The sequence below is a fragment of the Streptomyces sp. NPDC005435 genome (assembly GCF_040703155.1).
Classification (GTDB): Bacteria; Actinomycetota; Actinomycetes; order Streptomycetales; family Streptomycetaceae; genus Streptomyces.
In genome coordinates this window covers 60,175-80,877 of the sequence record NZ_JBEXEQ010000022.1, presented here as the reverse complement: position 1 = coordinate 80,877, position 20,703 = coordinate 60,175, and the positions used below count along the sequence as shown (strand labels likewise).

Genomic DNA, 20,703 nt, shown 5'->3' with positions numbered 1-20,703 from the left:
CACCCTCGCGGCTCCCCCGCCGGCAGCGTCCGACCGGACACTTCACGACGCGGACGACGACCAGGGAGGCCGCGATGCAGGACCGCAACGACCAGCGGAACGACAAACAGAAGAGCGGCGCTCCGAAGCCGCCGGACGAGCGGCCCCCCGAGTCCGTCGCCGACGTCCTGAGCGGACCGGGGGTCGACAGTCCCTCGTTCGCCGAACCCACCGAGCCCACCGGGCCGCCGCCCGCCCGGCCGGACCAGTCCGCCCCCGCCACGGTCGGTCCCACGGGGCGTCCGAGCGGCGCCGAGCGGGACCTCAGGGAGCAGGACGGCGCGTGGCTGACCACGGCCCAGGGCAATCGGCTGCACGACACCGATCACTCGCTCAAGGCCGGTCCGCGCGGTCCCGTGCTGCTCCAGGACCACCATCTGCGGGAGAAGATCACCCACTTCGACCACGAGCGAATCCCGGAACGTGTGGTCCACGCACGTGGTGCCGCAGCCCATGGTGTCTTCCAGGCGTACGGCAACGCCTCCGGGGTGACCCGCGCGGGCTTCCTCCAGGAAGGGGTCGAGACGCCGGTGTTCGTACGCTTCTCGACCGTGCTCGGCTCGCGCGGCTCGGCCGACACCGTGCGCGACACACGCGGGTTCGCCACGAAGTTCTACACCGACGAGGGCACGTTCGACCTGGTGGGCAACGACATCCCGGTGTTCTTCATCCAGGACGCGATCAAGTTCCCGGACGTCATCCACGCGGGCAAGCCGCAGCCCGACCGGGAGATCCCGCAGGCGCAGAGCGCCCACGACACCTTCTGGGACTTCGTCACCCTGCACACCGAGGCCACCCATCACACCCTCTGGAACATGTCCGACCGGGGTCTGCCCAGGTCGCTGCGGACGATGGAGGGCTTCGGCATCCACACCTTCCGGCTGGAGAACGCGGACGGCGAGACGACCCTCGTCAAGTTCCACTGGAAGCCCCGGCTGGGCGTGCACTCCCTGGTGTGGGAGGAGGCGCAGCTGATCTGCGGCATGGACCCGGACTTCCACCGGCGCGATCTGGCCGACGCCATCGAGGCGGGCGCGTATCCGCAGTGGGAGCTGGGCATCCAGACCTTCCCGGACACGCCGGACCAGACCTTCGAGGGCATCGACCTGCTCGACCCGACCAACTTCGTGCCCGAGGAGCTGGCGCCGGTGCAGCCGATCGGGCTGCTCACGCTGAACGCCAACCCGGTCGACTTCTTCGCCGAGACGGAACAGGTCGCCTTCCACCCCGGACACTTGGTGCCGGGCATCGACGTGACCGACGATCCCCTGCTCACCGGGCGGCTGTTCTCCTACCTGGACACCCAGATCAGCCGGCTCGGCGGCCCCAACTTCGCGCAGATCCCGGTCAATCGCACGCAGGCGCCGGTCAACGACATGCTGCGCGACGGGATGCACCAGACCGCCGTGCACACGGGCGTGGCCGCCTACCGGCCCAACTCCCTCGACGGCGGCTGCCCGTTCCTGGCCGGCCAGGCGCAGCACGCCTATGTGGAGACGCCGGTGACCGTGCCGGAGGGGCGGAAGGTGCGCGAGGCGCCGGAGTCGTTCGCGGACCACTTCAGCCAGGCGCGCCGGTTCTGGCTGAGCATGAGCCCCGTCGAGAAGGAACACATCGTCGAGGCCTACACCTTCGAGCTGGGCAAGTGCTACGAGAAGGTCATCAAGGAGCGCGGCCTCCAGGTGCTCGCCAACATCGACCCGGTGCTGTGCGCGGGCGTGGCGAAGGGGCTGGGGCTGCCCGCGCCGGAGCCGACGGTGCCGCTCGCCGACGTGGCGCCCTCGCCCGCACTGTCGCAGGTGGGGCGGGTCTGGCCGGTGGACGGGCGGATCATCGGCATCGTCGCGGGCCCGGACTCCGACCTGGAGGCGGTGCGCGTGGTGCAGAAGGCGGCCCTGGCGGCGGACGTCGTACCGCTGATCGTCGCCCCGGCCGGCGGCGAGCTGCCCGCCGACGGCGATCCGCTGACCGTGCAGCGCTCGTACGCCACGACGCGCTCGACCGAGTTCGACGCCGTGCTGCTCGCCGGGCCCGCGCCCCGCGACGACGGCGGTCAGGGCACCGACCCCCGCGTGGCCGTCCTGCTGGACGAGGCGTTCCGGCACGGCAAGGCGCTGGGCGGCTGGAACGGCGCGGAGGAGACGCTGCGGGCGGCCGGCATCCCGCTGGACGCGCCGGGCGTGGTGACCGGCGCGAACGCGGCCGACGTGCTGGAGCGGGTGCTGACGCTGCTGGGCGGTCACCGGGTGTGGGAGCGGTTCACGCCCCAGGTGTGACCGCGTCCCGGACGTGAGCGCGCACCGGGCGTGATTGCGCCCCGGACATGACCGCCGCGTCCCGGACGTGACCGCGTCCCCGTCGGAGCGGGCCGGGTCGATCCGGCCCGCTCCGGCCTGTTTTCCGGGGGCGAGAGCGGGGACTCGGGCGCCTATGGTGCGAATCGGATACACGATGATGACCGAACAGGCCGGGCCCCGGGAGCTGGTGGACCATGTGGTCCGCGCCGAGGAGGCGGGGTTCGACTTCTCCGTCACCTCCGACCACTACTTCCCGTGGCTGCGCTCGCAGGGCCACTCCCCCTATGCGTGGACGGTGCTCGGCGCGGCCGCGCAGGCGACCTCGCGTATTCCGCTGATGACGTACGTGACCTGTCCCACGGTCCGCTACCACCCGGTGGTCGTGGCGCAGAAGGCGGCGACGCTGCAACTGCTGGCGGAGGGCCGGTTCCGGCTCGGGCTCGGCGCGGGCGAGAACCTCAACGAGCATGTGACCGGCGGCGGCTGGCCCACCGTGGACGTACGGCACGAGATGCTGGAGGAGGCCGTCGACATCATCCGCGCGCTCTTCGCGGGCGGCCATGTCACCCGTCACGGCACGTACTTCGACGTGGAGTCGGCGCGGCTGTGGGACCTGCCGGAGAAGACGCCGCCCATCGGCATCGCCGTCTCCGGCGAGCAGTCCTGCACGCTGGCCGGGCATCTGGCCGACCTGGTCATCGCGACCGAGCCGAAGAAGGAGCTGCTGGCCGCCTTCGACCGGCACGGGGGTGCGGGCAAGCCGCGCGTCGGACAGCTTCCGGTCAGCTACGGGCCCGACCGCGAGGCCGCGATCGACCGGGCACACGACCAGTTCCGCTGGTTCGGGCTCGGCTGGAAGGTCAACTCCGAGCTGCCGCACCCGGACTCCTTCGCCTCGGCCACCCGGTTCGTGACCCGGGAGGACGTGGCGGAGTCGATTCCGTGCGGCGACGACCCGGAGGCGTTCGTGGCGGCGGTACGGCCGTACGTCGAGGCCGGGTTCACGGAGGTCGCCCTGGTGCAGATCGGCGGCGAGACCCAGCCGGACTTCATCGACTGGTCGCGCAAGACGCTGCTGTCCGCGCTGCGGGAGGCCTTCGGCTGATCCGTACGGCCCCGGGCCCATGGCGTATGAGCGCGCCACATGTGGGCCGCGCCCACAGTGTGAGCCCGGGGCGTGTGAGCCGTACCCATGGGGTTACTCGGAGGCCTGGAACGCAGCCCGTCCGCGAGGAGGAAACCGTGGCGATCCGGTACCAGCTCATCGAACGCGCTCCGGCCGAGGTGTGGGGCGTGCTGGCGGACCCCTATCGGTACGCGGACTGGGTCGTCGGCACCGCCGAGACCGCGCCCCGCGAGGGCGACTGGCCCGAACTCGGCTCGTCCCTCTCCTACACGATCCCGCTGGGCCCCAGGGTGGCCGAGGGGTACACCGTGGTCCGCCGCTTCGACCCGCCGCAGCATCTGGAGCTGGAGGCGCGCAGCGGGCTCGGCAGCGCGCGGATCGCCTTCGACATACGGCCCTGGGGCGAGAACACCCTCGTCATCGTGGACGAGCATCCGCTGACCGGCCTGGGCGGCCGGCTGCACAACTTCCTTCTGGACGCGGTGATCCAGCTGCGCCACCGGGGGATGCTCTCGCGGCTGGCCCGGGTGGTGGAGGAGACGTATCCGAGGACGCCGCCGGGGGGCAACGCCGCCTCGGCCGCGCGGTCCTCGGCGAGCGGGGAGGCCGGCCATGACTGACGCGGTGGTGATCGGGTCCGGACCCAACGGTCTGGTGGCGGCGAACATCCTCGCCGACCACGGCTGGAGCGTGACGGTACTGGAGGCAGCGGACACGCCCGGCGGCGCGGTGCGCAGCGACCACGGGGTGCACCCCGACTTCGTCAACGACCTGTTCAGTTCGTTCTATCCGCTCGCCGCGGCCTCCCCGGTCATCCGGGGCATGCGGCTGGAGGAGGAGGGCCTGCGCTGGTCCCACGCGCCCGCGGTGCTGGCCCATCCGCTGCCGGACGGGCGCTGCGCGGTCCTGGAACGGGAACGGGAGGCCACCGCGGCGAACCTGGACGGCTTCGCCGCCGGTGACGGCCGGTCCTGGCAGGAGCTGTGCGAGACCTGGGACCGGGCGGGCAAGGACCTGCTCGGCGCGATCTTCGCCACGATGCCCCCGGTCAAGCCGCTGGTGGCGCTGGGCCTGCGGATGCGGGCCCACGGAAGCCTGCAGCTCGCGCGGAACATGCTGCTGCCCGTGCGCCGCTTCGGCGAGGAGGAGTTCGACAGCGAGGCGGCACGGCTGCTGGTCGCGGGCACCGCCCTGCACGCCGACCTCGGCCCGGAATCGGCGGGCGGCGGGGGCTTCGGCTGGATCATGACCATGCTCGGGCAGACGTACGGCTTCCCCGTGCCGGTCGGCGGCGCGGGCGCCCTGATCCGCGCGCTGCAGAGCAGGCTGGAGCGCCGGGGCGGCACCGTCCGCTGCGGCACGCGGGTGACCCGGGTGGTGGTCGACGACGGCCGGGCGCTCGGGGTGCGTACGGCCGACGGCGACGCGATCCCGGCGCGCCGGGCCGTCGTCGCCGCGGTGTCGGCCCCCGCGCTGTACGGCTCCCTCGTCGCGCCCGAGCACCTGCCGGAGCGGGTCCGCTCGGACATGGAGCGGTTCCAGTGGGACTTCGCCACCTTCAAAGTGGACTGGGCACTCAGCGGCCCGATCCCGTGGAAGGCAGAAGAAACGGGCCGCGCGGGGACCGTGCACATCGCCGACAGCGTGGACGACCTCACCCGGTTCGCGGCGCAGATCGCCATGCGGCTCGTCCCGGACCGGCCCTTCCTGCTCCTCGGCCAGATGACCACCGCCGATCCGACCCGCTCGCCCTCGGGCACCGAGTCGGCGTGGGCGTACACCCATCTGCCCCGTGACCCCCGCGGCGACGCGCTGGAGGGCGGCCCGCTCACCGGGTCCTGGGACCCCGCCGAGCGCGAGATCATGGCGGACCGGATCGAGCAGCGGGTGGAGGAGTACGCGCCCGGGTTCCGCGGCCGCGTCATCAGCCGGCGTGTGCTGGCACCGCCCGCGCTCCAGGCGGCCGACGCCAATCTGAACGAGGGCGCGCTCAACGGCGGCACCACCAATCTGCACCAGCAGGCGGTCTTCCGCCCGATCCCGGGCACCGGCCGCCCCGAGACCCCGATACGGGGCCTGTATCTGGCCTCGGCCTCCGCGCATCCCGGCGGCGGGGTGCACGGCGCACCCGGTGCCAACGCGGCGCAGGCCGCCCTCGGCGCGCGCCGTCCCCTCGTGTGGACCGTGGCCGCCCTGCACCGCGCGCTCCAGGGGCGGTGACGGGCGCGGACGCAGGTGGCGAAGCGCCGTCCCGTGGCCGATGCTGGTCTGGCCGGACCGCCCCGTCACCAACGGCGTCGGGGTGAACACGCACAGCACCGTGACCGACGCACGACGCTCACCGGGAGAGGCCCATGGACTCCGCCTCGCAGAACGCGCGATCCGCCGCCGCCAAGCACGCCCTCGACACCGAGCCGCAGTACATCGACGCTCCGCTCACCGCCGCGGCCGCGTTCCTGGTCCTGACGATCAACTCCGGCGAGCAGGCGATGGCCAAGGCGCGCTCCGTGGTCGCGAGCACGGACGACCTCGTCAAGGACATCCGTATCCAGCAGGTCAATTCCTCGGTCTTCACCTGCAACGTCGGAATCTCCCACCACGCCTGGGAGCCCTTGACGAAAAAGCCGCTGCCGAAGGAACTCAAGCCGTTCCAGGAGATCCGGGGTGCCCAGCACACCGCCGTCGCCACCGAGGGCGATCTGCTGTACCACATCCGCTGCGACTCGGTCGATCTGATCATCGAATTCGAGAAGATCCTCCTGGAGGCGTTCGGCGATTCGGTGACGGCCGTGGACGACGTCACCGGTTTCCGTTACTACAACGGCCGCGACCTTCTCGAATTCGTCGACGGCACGGCGAACCCCGACGGCCTGGACCTGCCGGAGGCCACGCTCGTCGGCGAGGAGGACCCGGCCTACGAGGGCGGAAGCTACGTGGTCATCCAGAAGTATCTGCACAACCTGACCGCCTGGCGGTCGCAGACCACGGAGACCCAGGAAGCCGTCATCGGGCGCACCAAGTTCGACAACATCGAACTGCCGGACGCGACGGAGGGCCAGAAGTCCCACAAGACCCTGTGCACGATCCAGGACGCCGAGGGCGAACACGACATCCTGCGCGACAACATGCCCTTCGCCCATCCCGGCCGGGGCGAGTTCGGCACGTATTTCATCGGGTACTCACGGCATCTGTGGGTCACCGAGAAAATGCTGGAGCGCATGTTCATCGGAGACCCTCCGCCCCTGCACGACCGCATTCTGGACTATTCGCGGGCCGTGACCGGGGTGACGTTCTTCGTCCCGGCGCGCAAATTCCTCAGCAATCTCGACGGCTGATTCCCCGGCAGTCCCGACGGCCGAGCCCGCGGAGACTCCGCGCGGAAAGGCGGGACTTCGGCGCCCGGTCCGCCGTACGGGAGGGGCGGCCGAGCACCACGCCGGCCAGGACCAGCAGCAGCCCGCCCCACTGACGTACAGTCAGCGCCTCGGCGGCGATCACCGTGCCGAGCAGCACGCCCGCGACCGGGTTCAGCAGGCCCACCAGGCCGACCGTGCCCGCGGGCAGGTGCCGCAGGCCCGTGAACCAGGCGACGCAGGCCAGCGCGGTGGCGACCAGGGCGACATAGCCGAACGCGAGCAGCGCCGGGACCGGGAGCGCGGGCGGCGGCCCCTCCACGAGGGCCGCGGCGGGCAGCAGCATCAGACCGCCGGCGGTGAGCTGCCAGGCGGTCGAGGCGAGCACATCGGTGCCGGCGCCGCCCCACCGCTTGGCGAGGATGTAGCCGAGGGACGAGACCAGCATGGCGGCGACGGAGGCCCCGACCCCGGGCAGACTCACGGCCTCGGCCCCGGTGAGCAGCAGCAGGCACACCCCGGCGAGCCCGGTCAGGGCGCCGGCCAGATGGGCACCCCGGGGCCTCTCCCCCACCAGGAGCCACGCGATCAGCATCATCGTCAGCGGAGACACCGCCATGACGGTCGAGGCCACGCTCGTCGGCAGGAGTTGGGCGGCGACGTAGACGAGCACGAAGAACACGCTCACGTTGAGCAGGCCGAGGACGGCCGAGCGCCACCACCAGGCGCCGTGCGGACGCTTCCGGCTGAGCGCCAGCAGCACCAGCCCGGCGGGCAGCGCCCGCAGCGCGGCCCCGTACAGCGGGCGGTCCGGCGGCAGGAACTCGTGCGTCACGAAGTAGTTGGTCCCCCACGCCACCGGTGCGACCGCCGTCAGTGCCACCCAGCGCCCATTAGCTTCCATGGAAGCCAATATAGCTTCCCGGGAAGCTAAAGTGGAGGCATGGAGAATCCGCAGCCCCTGGACCGCGTGGCCCACATCCAGGAGGAGTGGCGCCGCGAGCGCCCCGACCTCGACGTCTCCCCGCAGGGTGTGATCGGCCGGCTGCACCGGCTGGCGGACCGGCTCACCGGGGAACTGTGTCTCGTGTACCGCCGGTACGGCCTCGGCGAGGGCGAGTTCGACGTGCTGTGCGCGCTGCGCCGCGCCGGTGCGCCCTACGAGCGGGCGCCCGGCGAGCTGGCCGCGCACACCATGGTGACCACGGGCGCGATGACGAAGCGGATCGACCGTCTGGAGAGCGCCGGGCTCGTCACCCGCCGCCGCTCGGGCGACGACCAGCGCGGCCGGATCGTCGCCCTCACGGACGCCGGACGCGAGCTGATCGACGAGGCGTTCACCGACCACATGCGCAACGAACGCCGGCTGGTGGACCTGCTCGGCCCCGCCGAGGCCGAGGCGCTCGAAGCCCTGCTGGGGGCCTGGCTGACGCGCCTGGACGGGCCGCGCGGCTGATCTCAGTCCCGCGAGGTGTCCGGCTCGGTGCCCGACGAGGCGTCCGGCTTGGCGTTCGGTCCGGCGTTCGACCCGGTCTCCAGCCCGGTCTCCGGCGCCGCCTCTCGCGCGGCGCCGAGCGCCTTGGCCACGGCAGCGGAGACGGCCCGATCCATCTTGCGCTTGCGGCGCCTGCGCAGGAACACGTATCCGCCGGCGAGTACGACGAGGGCGGCGACGGCGGCCAACTGCCCCCACGGCCAAGCCCACAGGGACTCCCGCGCGGTCACCGGCGCGGCCCGCACGGGCGCGTCCTCGCCGTCGGAGGCGACCGGCCGCAGCACCAGCCCGGCGTCCAGCCGCACGGCGGGCCAGACGCCCTTGACGGTGACGGTACGGGTCAGCGAGCCGCCGGGCAGGAGCTCGGGCAGGTCGCCGATGGGAGCGGTCTGCTTGATCAGGCCGAACAGCCCCCGCGTTTCGACGACTTGACGGGCCTTCAGCCGGACATTGCCGGTGTTCGCGACGGTGTAGGTGAGCCGGAGACTGCCGCCGCCGAGCGGGTCGAAGGTGCCGTCGTAACCGGCGTGCAGACGGCTCACGGTGAGCGAGGGCTTGAGCGGCCCGGCGACCTGCAGATAGAGGCGCGCGCCGAGCCGGCGGTCGAGCCGTACGGTCCCGTCCCCGGACTTGGTGACCAGCGAGGTGACCACCCCGCCGGAGTGGTCGCCCGGGGTCGCGTCGGCGGGGACCGTGAGGGTGAAGGGCACGGTGGCGGACTGCTGGCTCTTCAGGGTGAGCGTGGTCGACTTCAGGGTGACCCAGGAGCCGACGTCGCGCGGCTTCTTGTCACCGGCCAGCAGGTCGAGGCCGCCACTGGGCGTCGTGAACGCGTCGCTGGCGTAGACGCGGAGCCGGATGGCGCGGTCGCCGCGGTTCACCACGGAGAGGGCGTCGGTGACGCGGGAGCCGGGGGCGAGGGTGTAGACGAACCGGCTGCGGCCCTGGCCTGCCTGGGTGTCGGCGGGGGCCGCTCCCCAGGAGATCTGGCCGTCTCCCGGGCTCGCGGGCGCGGCGACGGCGTGCACCGCCGTGCACCACAGGGCCGCGCACACGGCCAGTACGGTGGCGAGCAGGCGGCGGGGCGGAAACGGTGGGGCGGGTCTTCGGTTCATGGTTCTCTCCGTCGTCGAACGGCCGGCCGCGCCGTGGGGGGTGAGCCGGGTCCGGCCGCTCGCGACGTTGTGCCGACCCGGCACGGGCCTTGCCTGTGGGGGCGGTTGCCGCCCGTGCCGGGTGTGGTGCTGGTGCTACGGGTGTCAGCTGAGCGCGGTCAGCGTGAGGGTGGTGGTGTAGGTGCCGGACTCGGTGGTGGCGGGCAGCCGCAGATCGAGCGCGGCACCGAGGGTCGCGGTGCCCTTGGCGTGCCCGGCACCGGCGGAGCCGAGGACGGCGGACCCGGTCAGACCGGCACCGCTGTCGATGCCCGACGCCACGGCGGCACCGGCGTGCGCCCCGGCCCCGTCGGCGACCACCGAGGGCGTCCAGCCGAGGTACTTGCCGGACAGTCCGCCGGTGAAGTCGCCGGTCTGGCCGGAGACGGACCAGGCGGGCGCCCCGGCGCGGGTGTCGGTCACCTTGACGGGCTTCAGGTCACCGGTGGACTGGAGGTAGGCCCCCTTGTTCACGGCGTCCGTCAGGGTCACGGCGTGGTCGGTGCCGTCGATGGTCCAGGTGAACTCCCCTGCCTGCTCCGGCACGGTGGCCGTGATGGTCTGCTCCCCTTCCGAAGCCGCCGGATCGTCGCCGCCCCCGCCGGCGGCGGTGTAGGAAACGCTCAGCGGGGTGGCCGGCTTGGCCGCGTCACGCGCGCCGCCCGAGGTGAACCAGTACGAGGACTGACCCGTCAACTGCTGGAAGTCAACGAAGCTCTGCGGGAACGAGCCCCAATACGGCGTGTTGGCAGCGGACTTGGCGGGCTGTCCCGTCGTCCCGGCGGGCACCGACACCGCCACCCCCAGGTAGTCCGGCGTCACGGTGAAGCCCGACTCGCCCAGCTCGACATGGCTCAGGTTCGCCAGCGTCACCGTCGTCGCGGGGAGCGGCACCCACTTGCCCGGGTCGTTCATGTCCGCGCCATAACCGGACGCGGTCGCCGTCAACGTCCCCGTGCCGTCGGCCTTCACCGTCAGCGTCGGGTCCGTGGCGGACCAGTACGTCAGACCGCCGTAGAACACGGACGTGAACGAACCCTGCCAATGGACCGTCGCCGTACCGGCCGAACGGTCCACCGTCCCCGTCCCGTTGTGGAACACCACCCGGTTCCGGGTCAGCGACGTGGTCGAACCTGCCGACACAGCAGCCCCGTTGGGGTCCTGGCACTTCGTCGCCCATGACGGCTGCGACCAGGCTCCGGCGCTGTCCGGCTTCTCGACCGAGACATCGCCGTCGTGCGTGGAGTAGAGGCCGTCCGCCTGGGTCCACAGCCGGCTCGACCCGGTGTCCCCGGCCTTGCCGGCCGACAGGAAGTTGCACCCTCCGAAGAACGCGCCACCCCCCTGCTCACCGCTCAGACCCCACGCGAACGACGCGCCCGACACCTGCACCGGGGCGGCCGAGGCCGAACCGGCCCCGGCGATCAGGCCGGACACGGCCAGGGCGCCGGCGACCACGCCCGTGAGGGTGCGGCGGGTGTTCGCTCTCGCGCCGGTCCGGCGCGCAGTGATTCGATACATTTGCTTCTTCTCTCCCGTAGAGAAATCAGGTGGGACACGCGGTGTCCCACCGGTCGAGGGGCCGGGCGGGCAGGCCCGGCCCCTTCGGCTTGTGGTGGGCGGTCTCAGCGGTGCGCCCCGGCGGGCCGCACACGGCGGCGCGCGAGGACGACCAGCGCAAGGCCCGCGGCCAGGCAGGCGGCGGCAGCGGCGGAGGTGCCCACGACAGGGGTGCCTGTGCCGGTGCTGGCCAGCGTGTCGCCGGGCCGGTACTTGAGGTCGGGGACGAGCCCGGAGCCGTCACCGCCGGAGCCGCCGGTGCCTCCGGCACCCTGGCCGCCCGTGGAGCCGCCGTCCGAGCCGCCGGGCGCGCCTCCGCTCCCGGTGCAGCCGGACAGCAGCACGGTCGCGTCGTCGAGCTGCTGGCCCTTCTGGTAGAAGCTCGTGCCCTGGAAGGTGAACGCCTTGGTGTCCAGGATCGCGGTGTGCATCGTGCGGCTGATGCCGGAGGAGCTGGCGCGCGGGGTGCCGCCGGTCAGGTCGACGGAGGCCAGGGCGACGTCCTCGCGGGCGTCGGTCACCGGCTTGCTCCCCGGAGCGCTGACGGTCAGGCTGACGTCGGCGTACAGCGTGCCGCTCTTGCCGTGCACGGTCAGCCGGGGGCCGGCGATCACGATCTTGAAGTAGTGGGCCGGGTAGGAGTACGTGACCTTGCCGCCGTACTGCACGGTGAAGTCGTCCGGCGAGGTGTAGGCGGAGCCGGCCTCGAACGGCCAGCGGTAGGTGCCGGTGCTGTTTTTGCCCGTGACGGCCAGGTCCTCGGAGAGGATCTTCAGTCCGTCGGCCGCGGTGATGCTGTTGTCCGCGGGACCGCCGACGTACGAGCGGAAGCTCTTCTTGAATCCCCAGGTCAGGCTGCCGCCCTTGACTCCGTCGGTCAGCTCGCAGCTGCCCCGGCCGGTCACGGTGGCCGTGGGTGAGCCGGTGGGCTTGCCGCTCGGGGACGACGCGGTGGTGCTGGGCGTGGGCGACGTGGTGGCCGGATCGCTGGGCGTGGGGTCGTCGTTGCCGCCGGCGGCGGTGTAGGAGACGCTCAGCGGGGTGGCCGGCTTGGCGGCGTCACGCGCCCCGCCGGAGGTGAACCAGTACGAGGACTGACCGGTCAACTGCTGGAAATCCACGAAGCTTTGCGGGAAGGAACCCCAATACGCCTCGTTCGACGCCGACTTGGCGGGCTGCGCGGTCGCACCGGCGGGAACCGACACCGACTCGCCCAGATAGTCGGGCGTCACGGTGAAGCCCGACTCCCCCAGCTCGACATGGCTCAGGTTCGCCAGCGTCACCGTCTTCGCGGGCAACGGCACCCACTTACCGGGGTCGTTCATGTCCGCGCCATAGCCGGAGGCCGTGGCCGTCAACGTCCCTGTGCCGTCAGCCTTTACCGTCAGCGTCGGATCGGTGGCGGACCAGTACGTCAGGCCGCCGTAGAACACGGACGTGAACGAACCCTGCCAATGGACCGTCGCCGTACCGGCCGAACGTTCCACCGTCCCCGTCCCGTTGTGGAACACCACCCGGTTCCGGGTCAGCGAGGTCGTCGAACCGGCGGACACCGCCTTGCCGTCGGGGTCCTGGCACTTGGTCGTCCACGTGGGTTCGGACCACGCGCCGGCGGCGTCGGGCTTCTCCACAAAGACGTCACCGTCGTGCGTGGAGTAGAGGCCGTCCGCCTGGGTCCACAGCCGGCTCGACCCGGTGTCCCCGGCCTTGCCTGCGGACAGGAAGTTGCACCCTCCGAAGAACGCGCCACCCCCCTGCTCACCGCTCAGACCCCACGCGAACGACGCTTCCGACACCTGCACCGGGGCGGCCGAGGCCGAACCGGCCCCGGCGACGACGCCCGAGGCCAGCACCGCCCCCACGAGGGCGCTGCGGACTATGGGGCCACGGCGTCTCTTGCTCTGGGTACTCACTTCTCTCCCGAATTCACGGACGTGGCACCGCGCTTGCGCCGGCGCAGCAGCCAGAGGGCGGACAGGATGACGGCCACCACCACGACGGCGGCGCAGCCGGCCACGAGCAGGCCGGTCCTGGAGACGGAGGTGGCGCTGACGACCGGGTCGGCCGCCACGGCGGGCGTCGCGGACGAGGTCGCTGAAGGGCTCGGGGTGGCCGGGGCGGCGGCGGTCTCGGAGGCCGCCGGGGACGGGGTCGCGGTGGGCGTCGGCTTCGCGGACTTCGTGTGCTGCGTCTTCGACGGAGTGGGCCGGGCCGGCTTGGTCGCGGGTGCCCCGCCCCCGCCGGGTGCGGCGAAGTCGATGGGGGTGAAGGTCTCGTTGCGCGGGTTCGCCACGCCGTGCGCGCCGATGGTGATCACTCCGCAGCGGACCTTTCGGCAGTCGATCTGGCGGATGCCGCCGTCGCGCCCCTTGGCCGGGAAGACGGCGCCGGGCACGACCAGGGTCGCGTCCCAGGTGCCGTCCGCGCGGAGGGTGCCGCCGTTGGCCGCGTAGGCGGTCGGATCGCCGGGGAAGGCGACGAACCGCTGGTAGCCGTGGTTGTCCTTGGTCTCGGAGTCCTGGACGTAGACGTAGTCGACACCGCTGGTACCGCCCTGGCTGGGGCGCCAGTCGCCGCTGACGGTGCCGAACAGCACGTAGACGCCGCCGAATCCGTTCTTGACGGACTGGAAACCGGCGCCGTGCAGCCGCAGTTTCGTGGCGTACTCCGGGTCGGCGGTGGCCGGGCTCGCGCTCACCCGGGCGGCCGCCATGGCGGGCGGTGCGGGTACGAGGACGGCGGCCAGGGTGAGGAAGGCGGCGGTCGCGAGGGAGGACAGCAGCCGGAGTCCGGTTCTCCGCCGTCCCGGCGGTGCCGGTGTGCGATCGGTGGGCGTGGTCATGAGGAGGGCGTTCCTTTGCCGTTCCGTCGGGGTCCGACCAGCACCGATCCGGTGACGGGGTGCGGGAGGACCTCGATGGGGAGCTGGTAGACCTCTTCGAGGAGAGGTTCGGTGAGGACGGAGGCGGGCTCGCCGCGTTCGACCAGGCGGCCCGCGTGCAGGACGGCGATCTCGTCGGCGTAGGCGGCGGCGAGCTGGAGGTCGTGCAGCACGGCCAGCACGGCGTGGCCGGCGTCGGCGCGCTCGCGGGCGGTGCGCATGAGCTGTTCCTGGTGGCGCAGGTCGAGGGCGGCGGTGGGTTCGTCGAGCAGCAGGACCGGGGTGCTCTGGGCGAGGACGCGGGCGAAGGAGGCGCGGGCCTGCTCGCCGCCGGAGAGCGTGGGGTAGCGGCGGTGGGCGAAGCCGGTCATGCCGGTGGCGGTCAGCGCCCGCGCGACGGCGTCCTCGTCGTCGTCCTCGGCGTCGGTACCGGCCCAGGGTGCCCGGCCCATCGCCACCACGTCCGCCACGGTGAACGGGAAGGACAGCAGCGGGCGTTGGGGCAGGACGGCGCGGCGACGCGCGAGGTCGGCGGGGTGGGTTCCGGCGGTGGGGAGGCCGTCGACACGCACGGTCCCGGTGGTGGGCGGCAGGTCTCCGGCGAGCAGGGACAGCAGCGTGGACTTGCCCGCGCCGTTGGGTCCGACGACCGCGAGCAGGGTGCCGGCGGCGAGGTCGAGGTCCACGTCCTTCAGCAGCCAGGTGCCGCTCACGCGCAGGCCGAGGCCGCGTGCGGAGAGCAGGACGGTGCCGGGTTCGGGGGCGCGGGGCGGTCCCGGTCTGCGGCGGGTGAACCGGGTCAGTACAGTACGGGCGTTCATGTCCAGCCTCCCGCCCGTGCGCGGGTGGTGCGCAGCAGCCAGAAGAAGAAGGGGCCGCCGACGAGGGCGGTGAGCATGCCGATCGGGAGGTCGGCGTAGGCGACGGCGGTCCGCGCGACGACGTCGGCGGCGGCGAGGAGCACCGCTCCGCCCAGCATGCTGGCGGGGATCAGGACCCGGTGCCCGGGCCCGACCGCCATGCGCACCAGGTGCGGTACGACGAGCCCGACGAAGCCGATGACCCCGCTGAAGGCGACGGCGGCGGCGACCATGACGGCGATGAGCACGATGGCGGTGACGCGGAGGCGTTCGACGTCGACCCCGAGGTGCCGGGCGGCGCGGTCGCCGAGGGCGAGCAGGTCGAGGCGGCGGGCCAGCAGACAGGCGCCGAGCAGGCCGACGGCGGCGAACGGCGCGACGCTGCCGACATACGCCCAGCGGCTGCCGTTGAGGCTGCCGAGCTGCCAGAAGACGATCTGGTCGCGGGCGGTCTGGCTGCCGAAGAACATGCAGAAGGCGAGCCCGGCCCCGGCGACGGCGTTGATCGCGATCCCGGTGAGCACCAGCGTGACCACCTCGGTGCGGCCGCCCGCGCGGGAGAGCAGATAGACGAGGAGCACGGCCACGAGTCCGGTCGCGAAGGCCGCCACCGGGACGGTGAACTGGCCGAGCACGTCGACCCCGGCGACGATCACGAAGGCGGCGCCGAGCGCGGAGCCGGAGGACACGCCCACGACTCCGGGTTCCGCGAGCGGGTTGCCGAACACGCCCTGCATCAGCGCGCCCGCGGTCGCCAGGACGGCGCCGACGAGCAGCGACATGACGACCCGGGGCATCCGGATCTCCCACAGCGCGGACTCCGCGAAGGGGTCGCCGACGGGGTGGCCGAGGCCGAGGGGCCCGGAGAGGCGGTGCAGTACGGAGCCGGCGACGTCCGCGAACCCGATGCCGTACTGGCCGACGGCGGCCGAGCCGAGGGAGACCAGGACCAGGGCGGCGCCGAGCCCGGCGAACAGGGCGACGCGGGCGGTGCGTCGGGCGGGCCGCTCGGGGTGCGGTTCGGCGGGCGGCTTCGGGGCCACAAGGGCGCTGTCGGCCTTCGAGGTGGTGTCCAGTGTGGTCACGGCTTGGCTCCGGGGACGGAGTCGGGCGCGTAGACGGCGCGGGCCAGCGCGTCCAGGACCTGGGCGGTGAGGGGTCCGAAGGACAGCACCTGGTAGTCGCTCATGTCGACGATGCGGTGGTGCCGGCCGGCCGGGGTCTGGGCGACGCCGGGCAGCTTGAGCGCGCCGTCCACGCCTCCGACGGACCGCAGGCCCTCGCTCATCATCAGGATGACGTCGGGTCTGGCCTTCGCCATCGCCTCGGCGTTGAGCGGGGTGAAACCGTTGATGCCGGAGTCGCTCGCGACGTCGACCGCGTGCAGCGCGGAGATGAGCGAGTCGGCGCCCGACCCCTTGCCGAACAGGTAGTAGACGCCCGCCTGTCCGCGTGCGTAGAGGAAGATGACCCGGGGGCGCCGGGCGGCGTCGGCGGGCACGATGCCGGCGATCTGCCGCTGTTCGGCGGCGAGTTCCTTGTCCAGCCGCGCGCGCAGCTTCCGCCCCTCGGCCTTCACGCCGAGCCCGGCCGCTACCTCGTCGACGAGCGTGCCGACCGTGTCCAGCGAGCGCTTGGCGCCGACGACGACCACGGGCACGCCGGAGTCGCGCAGTTGGAGCACGGCGTCCCACGGTCCGAGGGTGGTGTCGGTGATGAGCACGGTCGGGTGCAGGGCGAGGATCGCCTCGGCGTTGAGCTGGTGTCCGCCCCGGGTGACCAGCGGCAGCTTCTTCGCGGCGGGGAATCCGGTCGACTGGTCGCGGCCGACGAGCCGGTCCCCGAGGCCGAGTCCGTAGACGGTGGCGGCGAGGCTGCCGTACAGGTCGAGCGCCAGGATCCGGTCGTCGCTGCGGACGGTCACCTTGGTGCCCTGCGCGTCGGTGACGGTGGCCGGGAGGCGGGGGTGCGCGGTGCGGGTCACCGGGGTGATGCCGGGGTCCGCGACCCTGGCCGTGGTGGGGCCATCGTGGGAGCGCGGGTCGGCCAGCGGCTTCACCTCGCTCCAGGGGACGGTGCGGGTCGCGCCGGTGACCTCCGCGCCGGCGTGCGTGCCGCCGCCGTTCGCATGGCAGCCGCTGAGGAGCAGGGGGGCGACCAGCAGGAGGGCGATGAGGGAGCGGTGGAACAGGGGAACGGCCGGGCGGGGTGATCCACCGCCGTGGGCACGGGCCGACGGCGGTGAACTCGGGGGCGGGGCCGGTCTGTTGCTGCCCGTCACAGGGCTGCCTCCAGGTAGGACGGCGGGGCGTGCGGGGGCACGGCCGACTGCGTCGCCGGATCAGCCCCCCACGCGAAGTTTAGGTAAGGCTAACCTAACTGAATGGTCCTCGGGTGTCACCGCCGAGCCCGCGAAGACCCCTCAGGCGCCGAGCGGGAACAGCGCGTCGAGGTCCGCGAACACGGCGCTGTTCAGGGCGAAGGCGTGACGGCACTCCTCCACCACGCGCTGCTTCTCCAGCTCGTCCACCGGCAGGGCGTCGAGCATGTCCCGGTACTGCCGCTTGAAGGCGGCCGGGTTGTCGATGCCCTCGAAGACGTAGAAGCGCACGCCGTCGCCCTTGTGCTCCAGACCCCAGGTGCGCTCCGCGATGCTCCGGATGACCTGACCGCCCGACAGATCGCCGAGGTAGCGGGTGTAGTGGTGCGCCACGTATCCGGCCGGCCAGCCGGCGGCCACCTCCGCGACGCGGGCCACGTACCGCTCGGTCGCGGGCAGCGGCGCGATCCGCTCGCGCCAGCCCTCCCCCAGCAGATGCCGCAGATCGCGCTCGACCTCCGCGACCCGCATCAGCTCCGGGCGCAGGAACGGACCGGCGACCGGGTCCTCGCGCAGCGTCCCGGCGGCGCTCTCCAAGGCGCGGTACACGAAGAGCAGTTGCTCGGTGTAGCGGATGTAGGCGTCCACACCGAAGCGGCCGCTGAGCAGGTTGTGCATGAACGGCGCGCTCTCGGCCTCGGTGTGCCGGTCCTGGCTCGCCGCGCGAATGACCGTCGAGAAAAGGGGCGTTGACAACGTTTCCTCCCTGGCAGGGCTCGCAGTCATGCTGCAACTGAGGTTCACCTAAGTCAACACCTTACCGACGCCTTGTCGGCATGAATTTTTAGGTTAGGCTCACCTAAGTTATCCGGTCGGTGCGCCGTCTGGCGAGGCCACGGCGGCCGCATGACCCCGCGTCAGCGGACTCCCTTCGACGAACGGACTTCACGATGCGCTCCAGACCGTTATCCGCGCGCACGGCCGTCGGTCTCGCCGCGGCGGCCTCGGCGGTCGCCCTGACCCTCGCCGGGCCGGCCCAGGCACAGCCCGGCGCGCGAGAGGCCGCCGACGCCTCGCGCGCCCTCCACCGCGTGACCCACGCGAGCCTGGAGTGGGGCGTCAACGCCATCTACCAGGGCGGCAATCCGGCCAACGCGGGCTGCAACTTCTTCTCGGCCGGGACGCAGAAGGAGTTCCGCCCGGCGCGCGGACACGTGCGCGTCATCCACCGGATGCCCGACGGCACCGCGCAGGGCGTCTCCGAGGCGACCAAGTGCGTACCCGGCGGTCCCGGAACCCGCTTGAACCAGCGCGTGCTGTTCACGGACGGCGCCGGCACCGCCGACCGCGCGACCGGCAGGGCGACGATCCGCTGGAAGGGCGCCTTCACCGCGAACGCGTACGGCGGCCTGGTCACCTGGTACCTCAAGAACCCCGTCCTCACCATCGCCCGGGACGGTTCGGGCACCCTCACCGCGACCGGCGGGGGCATGGGCGCCGACCGCGAGGACCCGGAGCGGCAGACCGAGGTCCCGCCCCGCCACGTCACCGTCGCGGCCTTCGACCGGGTACGGCTGGACCGTACGGCGGGACGGGGCGGCGGCGCCCTGATATCCCCGCGTTTCTCGGGCGTGGACTACTTCCCGCTCGTCGACGGGGTCCGCTCGGCCGTCTCCGCGATCCCCGACGCGGTCAAGAAGGCGAAGCCGGACTGGGGTTCCTGGCCGCAGTCGTTCGTGGACCTCCAGTACGAGACGGGCCTGTCCAGCTACTGGCACACCAGCGGCCTCAGCGCCGACCCGGACAAGCCGCCGTACGACCTCTCGGTACGGTTCGGCTCGGCACCCGAGATCCAGAACGTCCCCGTCATCCGCGCGAACCCCTCCACCACGGCCACCGCGCCGTACGTCGAGGGCCGCGACCTCGTGATCAAGGCCGGCACCGCGCACGCCACGGGCCTCCAGTGGGAGCGCGCGGCCTCGGCGAACGGCCCCTGGTCCCCCGTCGAGGGGGCGACCGGCGAGCACCTGACCATCCGGGCGGTCGACTCCTCCTGGAACGGCACGTACGTGCGCGTCGCGGCGACCAACGCGGCCGGCCGCGCCGTCTCCGCCGCGCTGCGCCTCACCACCGCGCCGTACGCGGCACCCGCCTTCTCCGAGCAGCCCCGCGATCTGGCCGCGATCCAGGGCACGGACGCGGCGGTCGGGTTCAGGGTGACCGGCAACCCGGCCGTCGACCCCGAAACCGTTGTCCTGGAGCGGAGTTCGGACGCCGGAGCCACCTGGAAGCCCTGGAGTGAAGCGCGTTACGGTGGCGGCCGGTTCACGATTCCGGCGATCCCGCTGGCGGCCGACGGAAGCCTGGCGCGGGTCAGGGCGGCGAACACCGAGGGCACGACGGTGACTTCGGCCGCCTTCTCCGTCCGCGTCTTTCCGGCGACCGGCAAGCCGCAGCTGGTGGTGCTGCCGGACAAGCCCGTGGACCCGGCCGGCTCGACCCGGCTGACGGTGCTCGGAGCGGGCTTCGACGTGCCGGACTGGGCGAGTCCCACGCTCACCTACTCGCTCGACCTCGGCCTCTTCGACGCGGAGGTCTGGCAGCCCGGGCGGCAGGGCACGCGGGACTGGATCGCCACGTCACCGCAGACCAGCGGCGGGCAGCTCTACCACGACGCCCTGCGGGCGAGCGGCGGCGCGTTCACCGTCTCCCTGACCGTCCCGGCGGGCCGGCTGACGCCCGGCCGGGACTACGGGATCGGGGCGTTCCTGCGGCTCACCGACATCAAGACCTGGCAGGACACCTTCGACAACCGCTCCCTGGACGCGTGGACGCCTCTTTCGACAGCCCCGGAGGTGGTAAGTTAGGTGAGCCTAACCTAAGGAGGGTTGATGGCTCCCGGCCCCACCAACGCGGAGCGGGTGCGCTCGGTCCTGGCTCGCGCCGAGTCCCTGGGACTCACGACCGACGCCACCCGCTACGACCTGATCTCCATGCACACGGTCGACGACGGCGGCACGCTGCGCCTGCGCGTCCCCGCGGCCAGCCCGCTCGCCGCCGAGGCCGTGTCCGCGCCCCGTGCCGCGCTGCCGGCCCGGCTGCACTTCACCGACCTCGCCCCGACCCCGGTCCGCGACCGGGTCCGCAGCCGGGTCGCCCTCACCGGACGCCTCACCCCGGCCGAGATCCAGGCCGAGCCGGACATCCTGGTCCTGCGCCTGGACCTGGCCCGCGCCGCCGTCCAGCAGGACGGGAAGTCCGCCCGCGTCGGCCTCCGCGAGCTGGCATCCGCCCGCCCGGACCCCCTGGCCACGGAGGAGACGGCCCTCCTCGCCCACCTCGACCACGACCACTCCGACATGGTCACGGAGCTGAGCCTCCTGACCGACCCGCGCCTCCACCACTCCCTCCGCCGCCTCCGCCCCCTCGCCCTGGACCGCTACGGCCTCGTCCTGCGCTTCGAGTACGCGCGCGGCCACCGGGACGTACGGCTGACCTTCCCCTCACCGGTGCGGAAAACGGCCGACCTCGGCGCCCGCCTCGACCAGCTCCTGCGGCTCCGGGGACGCACGACCCAGCCGTGACCTCCGCCCGCCCCTCATGTGGTTATCGTGTTAC

The 20,703-nt window shown here is 72.6% G+C and carries 17 protein-coding genes; 8 read left to right on the top strand and 9 right to left on the bottom strand.

Annotation, left to right across the window (positions count from 1 at the left end; translation table 11 throughout):
- Window positions 1-74 precede the first annotated feature (74 nt).
- The 5 genes from AB0898_RS25750 to AB0898_RS25730 all read left to right on the top strand — a co-directional run bounded on the left by AB0898_RS25750 (window position 75) and on the right by AB0898_RS25730 (window position 6,797).
- A complete protein-coding gene (locus AB0898_RS25750; protein WP_366805355.1) occupies window positions 75-2,315 on the top strand; it encodes a catalase in 2,241 nt (746 codons plus the stop codon).
- Window positions 2,316-2,469: 154 nt separating this feature from the next.
- Window positions 2,470-3,441: an LLM class F420-dependent oxidoreductase gene (locus tag AB0898_RS25745; protein WP_366805354.1), complete on the top strand. Its 972-nt coding sequence runs from the start codon at window positions 2,470-2,472 to the stop codon at window positions 3,439-3,441.
- Window positions 3,442-3,578: 137 nt separating this feature from the next.
- A complete protein-coding gene (locus AB0898_RS25740) occupies window positions 3,579-4,082 on the top strand; it encodes an SRPBCC family protein (RefSeq protein ID WP_366805353.1) in 504 nt (167 codons plus the stop codon).
- On the top strand, window positions 4,075-5,682 hold the full coding sequence (locus tag AB0898_RS25735) for an NAD(P)/FAD-dependent oxidoreductase (RefSeq protein ID WP_366805352.1): 1,608 nt from the start codon (window positions 4,075-4,077) through the stop codon (window positions 5,680-5,682). Before AB0898_RS25740 ends, AB0898_RS25735 begins: the two co-directional genes overlap by 8 nt.
- A 134-nt stretch (window positions 5,683-5,816) precedes the next feature.
- Complete coding sequence (locus tag AB0898_RS25730; protein ID WP_366805351.1) at window positions 5,817-6,797, top strand: Dyp-type peroxidase; 981 nt, start codon at window positions 5,817-5,819, stop codon at window positions 6,795-6,797.
- On the opposite strand, the gene AB0898_RS25725 is transcribed toward AB0898_RS25730, so the two are convergent.
- A complete protein-coding gene (locus AB0898_RS25725; protein ID WP_366805350.1) occupies window positions 6,778-7,719 on the bottom strand; it encodes an EamA family transporter in 942 nt (313 codons plus the stop codon). The two genes, AB0898_RS25730 and AB0898_RS25725, sit on opposite strands and share 20 nt — an antisense overlap.
- 39 nt (window positions 7,720-7,758) lie before the next feature.
- Here AB0898_RS25725 and AB0898_RS25720 point away from each other — a divergent pair, with 39 nt between their 5' ends.
- Window positions 7,759-8,271, top strand: a complete 513-nt coding sequence (locus AB0898_RS25720; RefSeq protein WP_366805349.1) for a MarR family transcriptional regulator — start codon at window positions 7,759-7,761, stop codon at window positions 8,269-8,271.
- Between the two features lie 2 nt (window positions 8,272-8,273).
- Here the strand turns inward: AB0898_RS25720 and AB0898_RS25715 are convergent, their stop codons facing one another.
- The 8 genes from AB0898_RS25715 to AB0898_RS25680 all read right to left on the bottom strand — a co-directional run bounded on the left by AB0898_RS25715 (window position 8,274) and on the right by AB0898_RS25680 (window position 17,871).
- Complete coding sequence (locus tag AB0898_RS25715; RefSeq protein ID WP_366805348.1) at window positions 8,274-9,425, bottom strand: WxL protein peptidoglycan domain-containing protein; 1,152 nt, start codon at window positions 9,423-9,425, stop codon at window positions 8,274-8,276.
- 144 nt (window positions 9,426-9,569) lie between these two features.
- Window positions 9,570-10,985, bottom strand: coding sequence for a hypothetical protein (locus AB0898_RS25710; protein ID WP_366805347.1), 1,416 nt, complete (start codon window positions 10,983-10,985; stop codon window positions 9,570-9,572).
- Between the two features lie 104 nt (window positions 10,986-11,089).
- Window positions 11,090-12,937: an HtaA domain-containing protein gene (locus AB0898_RS25705; protein ID WP_366805346.1), complete on the bottom strand. Its 1,848-nt coding sequence runs from the start codon at window positions 12,935-12,937 to the stop codon at window positions 11,090-11,092.
- On the bottom strand, window positions 12,934-13,866 hold the full coding sequence (locus AB0898_RS25700; RefSeq protein WP_366805345.1) for a hypothetical protein: 933 nt from the start codon (window positions 13,864-13,866) through the stop codon (window positions 12,934-12,936). Before AB0898_RS25700 ends, AB0898_RS25705 begins: the two co-directional genes overlap by 4 nt.
- Window positions 13,863-14,726, bottom strand: coding sequence for a heme ABC transporter ATP-binding protein (locus AB0898_RS25695; RefSeq protein WP_366805344.1), 864 nt, complete (start codon window positions 14,724-14,726; stop codon window positions 13,863-13,865). Before AB0898_RS25695 ends, AB0898_RS25700 begins: the two co-directional genes overlap by 4 nt.
- A complete protein-coding gene (locus AB0898_RS25690) occupies window positions 14,723-15,850 on the bottom strand; it encodes an iron ABC transporter permease (protein ID WP_366805343.1) in 1,128 nt (375 codons plus the stop codon). Before AB0898_RS25690 ends, AB0898_RS25695 begins: the two co-directional genes overlap by 4 nt.
- Window positions 15,847-17,046, bottom strand: coding sequence for an ABC transporter substrate-binding protein (locus AB0898_RS25685; protein ID WP_366805342.1), 1,200 nt, complete (start codon window positions 17,044-17,046; stop codon window positions 15,847-15,849). Before AB0898_RS25685 ends, AB0898_RS25690 begins: the two co-directional genes overlap by 4 nt.
- Before the next feature lie 141 nt (window positions 17,047-17,187).
- Window positions 17,188-17,871, bottom strand: coding sequence for a biliverdin-producing heme oxygenase (locus AB0898_RS25680; protein WP_366805340.1), 684 nt, complete (start codon window positions 17,869-17,871; stop codon window positions 17,188-17,190).
- A gap of 164 nt (window positions 17,872-18,035) precedes the next feature.
- On the opposite strand from AB0898_RS25680, the gene AB0898_RS25675 reads away from it, so the two are divergent.
- Window positions 18,036-19,952, top strand: a complete 1,917-nt coding sequence (locus tag AB0898_RS25675) for a hypothetical protein (RefSeq protein WP_366805339.1) — start codon at window positions 18,036-18,038, stop codon at window positions 19,950-19,952.
- Between the two features lie 24 nt (window positions 19,953-19,976).
- Window positions 19,977-20,669 carry a DUF2470 domain-containing protein gene (locus AB0898_RS25670; RefSeq protein WP_366805338.1) on the top strand — a complete coding sequence of 231 codons (693 nt, stop codon included), beginning with the start codon at window positions 19,977-19,979 and terminating at the stop codon, window positions 20,667-20,669.
- The last annotated feature ends 34 nt before the right edge of the window (window positions 20,670-20,703 follow it).

What these genes read in the sequence shown, in the direction of transcription:
- AB0898_RS25750 (WP_366805355.1), top strand. Translation starts at nt 75, where the DNA reads ATGCAGGACCGCAACGACCAGCGGAACGACAAACAGAAGAGCGGCGCT.
- AB0898_RS25745 (WP_366805354.1), top strand. Translation starts at nt 2,470, where the DNA reads ATGGTGCGAATCGGATACACGATGATGACCGAACAGGCCGGGCCCCGG.
- AB0898_RS25735 (WP_366805352.1), top strand. Translation starts at nt 4,075, where the DNA reads ATGACTGACGCGGTGGTGATCGGGTCCGGACCCAACGGTCTGGTGGCG.
- AB0898_RS25730 (WP_366805351.1), top strand. Translation starts at nt 5,817, where the DNA reads ATGGACTCCGCCTCGCAGAACGCGCGATCCGCCGCCGCCAAGCACGCC.
- AB0898_RS25725 (WP_366805350.1), bottom strand. Translation starts at nt 7,719, where the DNA reads ATGGAAGCTAATGGGCGCTGGGTGGCACTGACGGCGGTCGCACCGGTG.
- AB0898_RS25720 (WP_366805349.1), top strand. Translation starts at nt 7,759, where the DNA reads ATGGAGAATCCGCAGCCCCTGGACCGCGTGGCCCACATCCAGGAGGAG.
- AB0898_RS25715 (WP_366805348.1), bottom strand. Translation starts at nt 9,425, where the DNA reads ATGAACCGAAGACCCGCCCCACCGTTTCCGCCCCGCCGCCTGCTCGCC.
- AB0898_RS25710 (WP_366805347.1), bottom strand. Translation starts at nt 10,985, where the DNA reads ATGTATCGAATCACTGCGCGCCGGACCGGCGCGAGAGCGAACACCCGC.
- AB0898_RS25700 (WP_366805345.1), bottom strand. Translation starts at nt 13,866, where the DNA reads ATGACCACGCCCACCGATCGCACACCGGCACCGCCGGGACGGCGGAGA.
- AB0898_RS25695 (WP_366805344.1), bottom strand. Translation starts at nt 14,726, where the DNA reads ATGAACGCCCGTACTGTACTGACCCGGTTCACCCGCCGCAGACCGGGA.
- AB0898_RS25680 (WP_366805340.1), bottom strand. Translation starts at nt 17,871, where the DNA reads ATGACTGCGAGCCCTGCCAGGGAGGAAACGTTGTCAACGCCCCTTTTC.
- AB0898_RS25675 (WP_366805339.1), top strand. Translation starts at nt 18,036, where the DNA reads ATGCGCTCCAGACCGTTATCCGCGCGCACGGCCGTCGGTCTCGCCGCG.
- AB0898_RS25670 (WP_366805338.1), top strand. Translation starts at nt 19,977, where the DNA reads ATGGCTCCCGGCCCCACCAACGCGGAGCGGGTGCGCTCGGTCCTGGCT.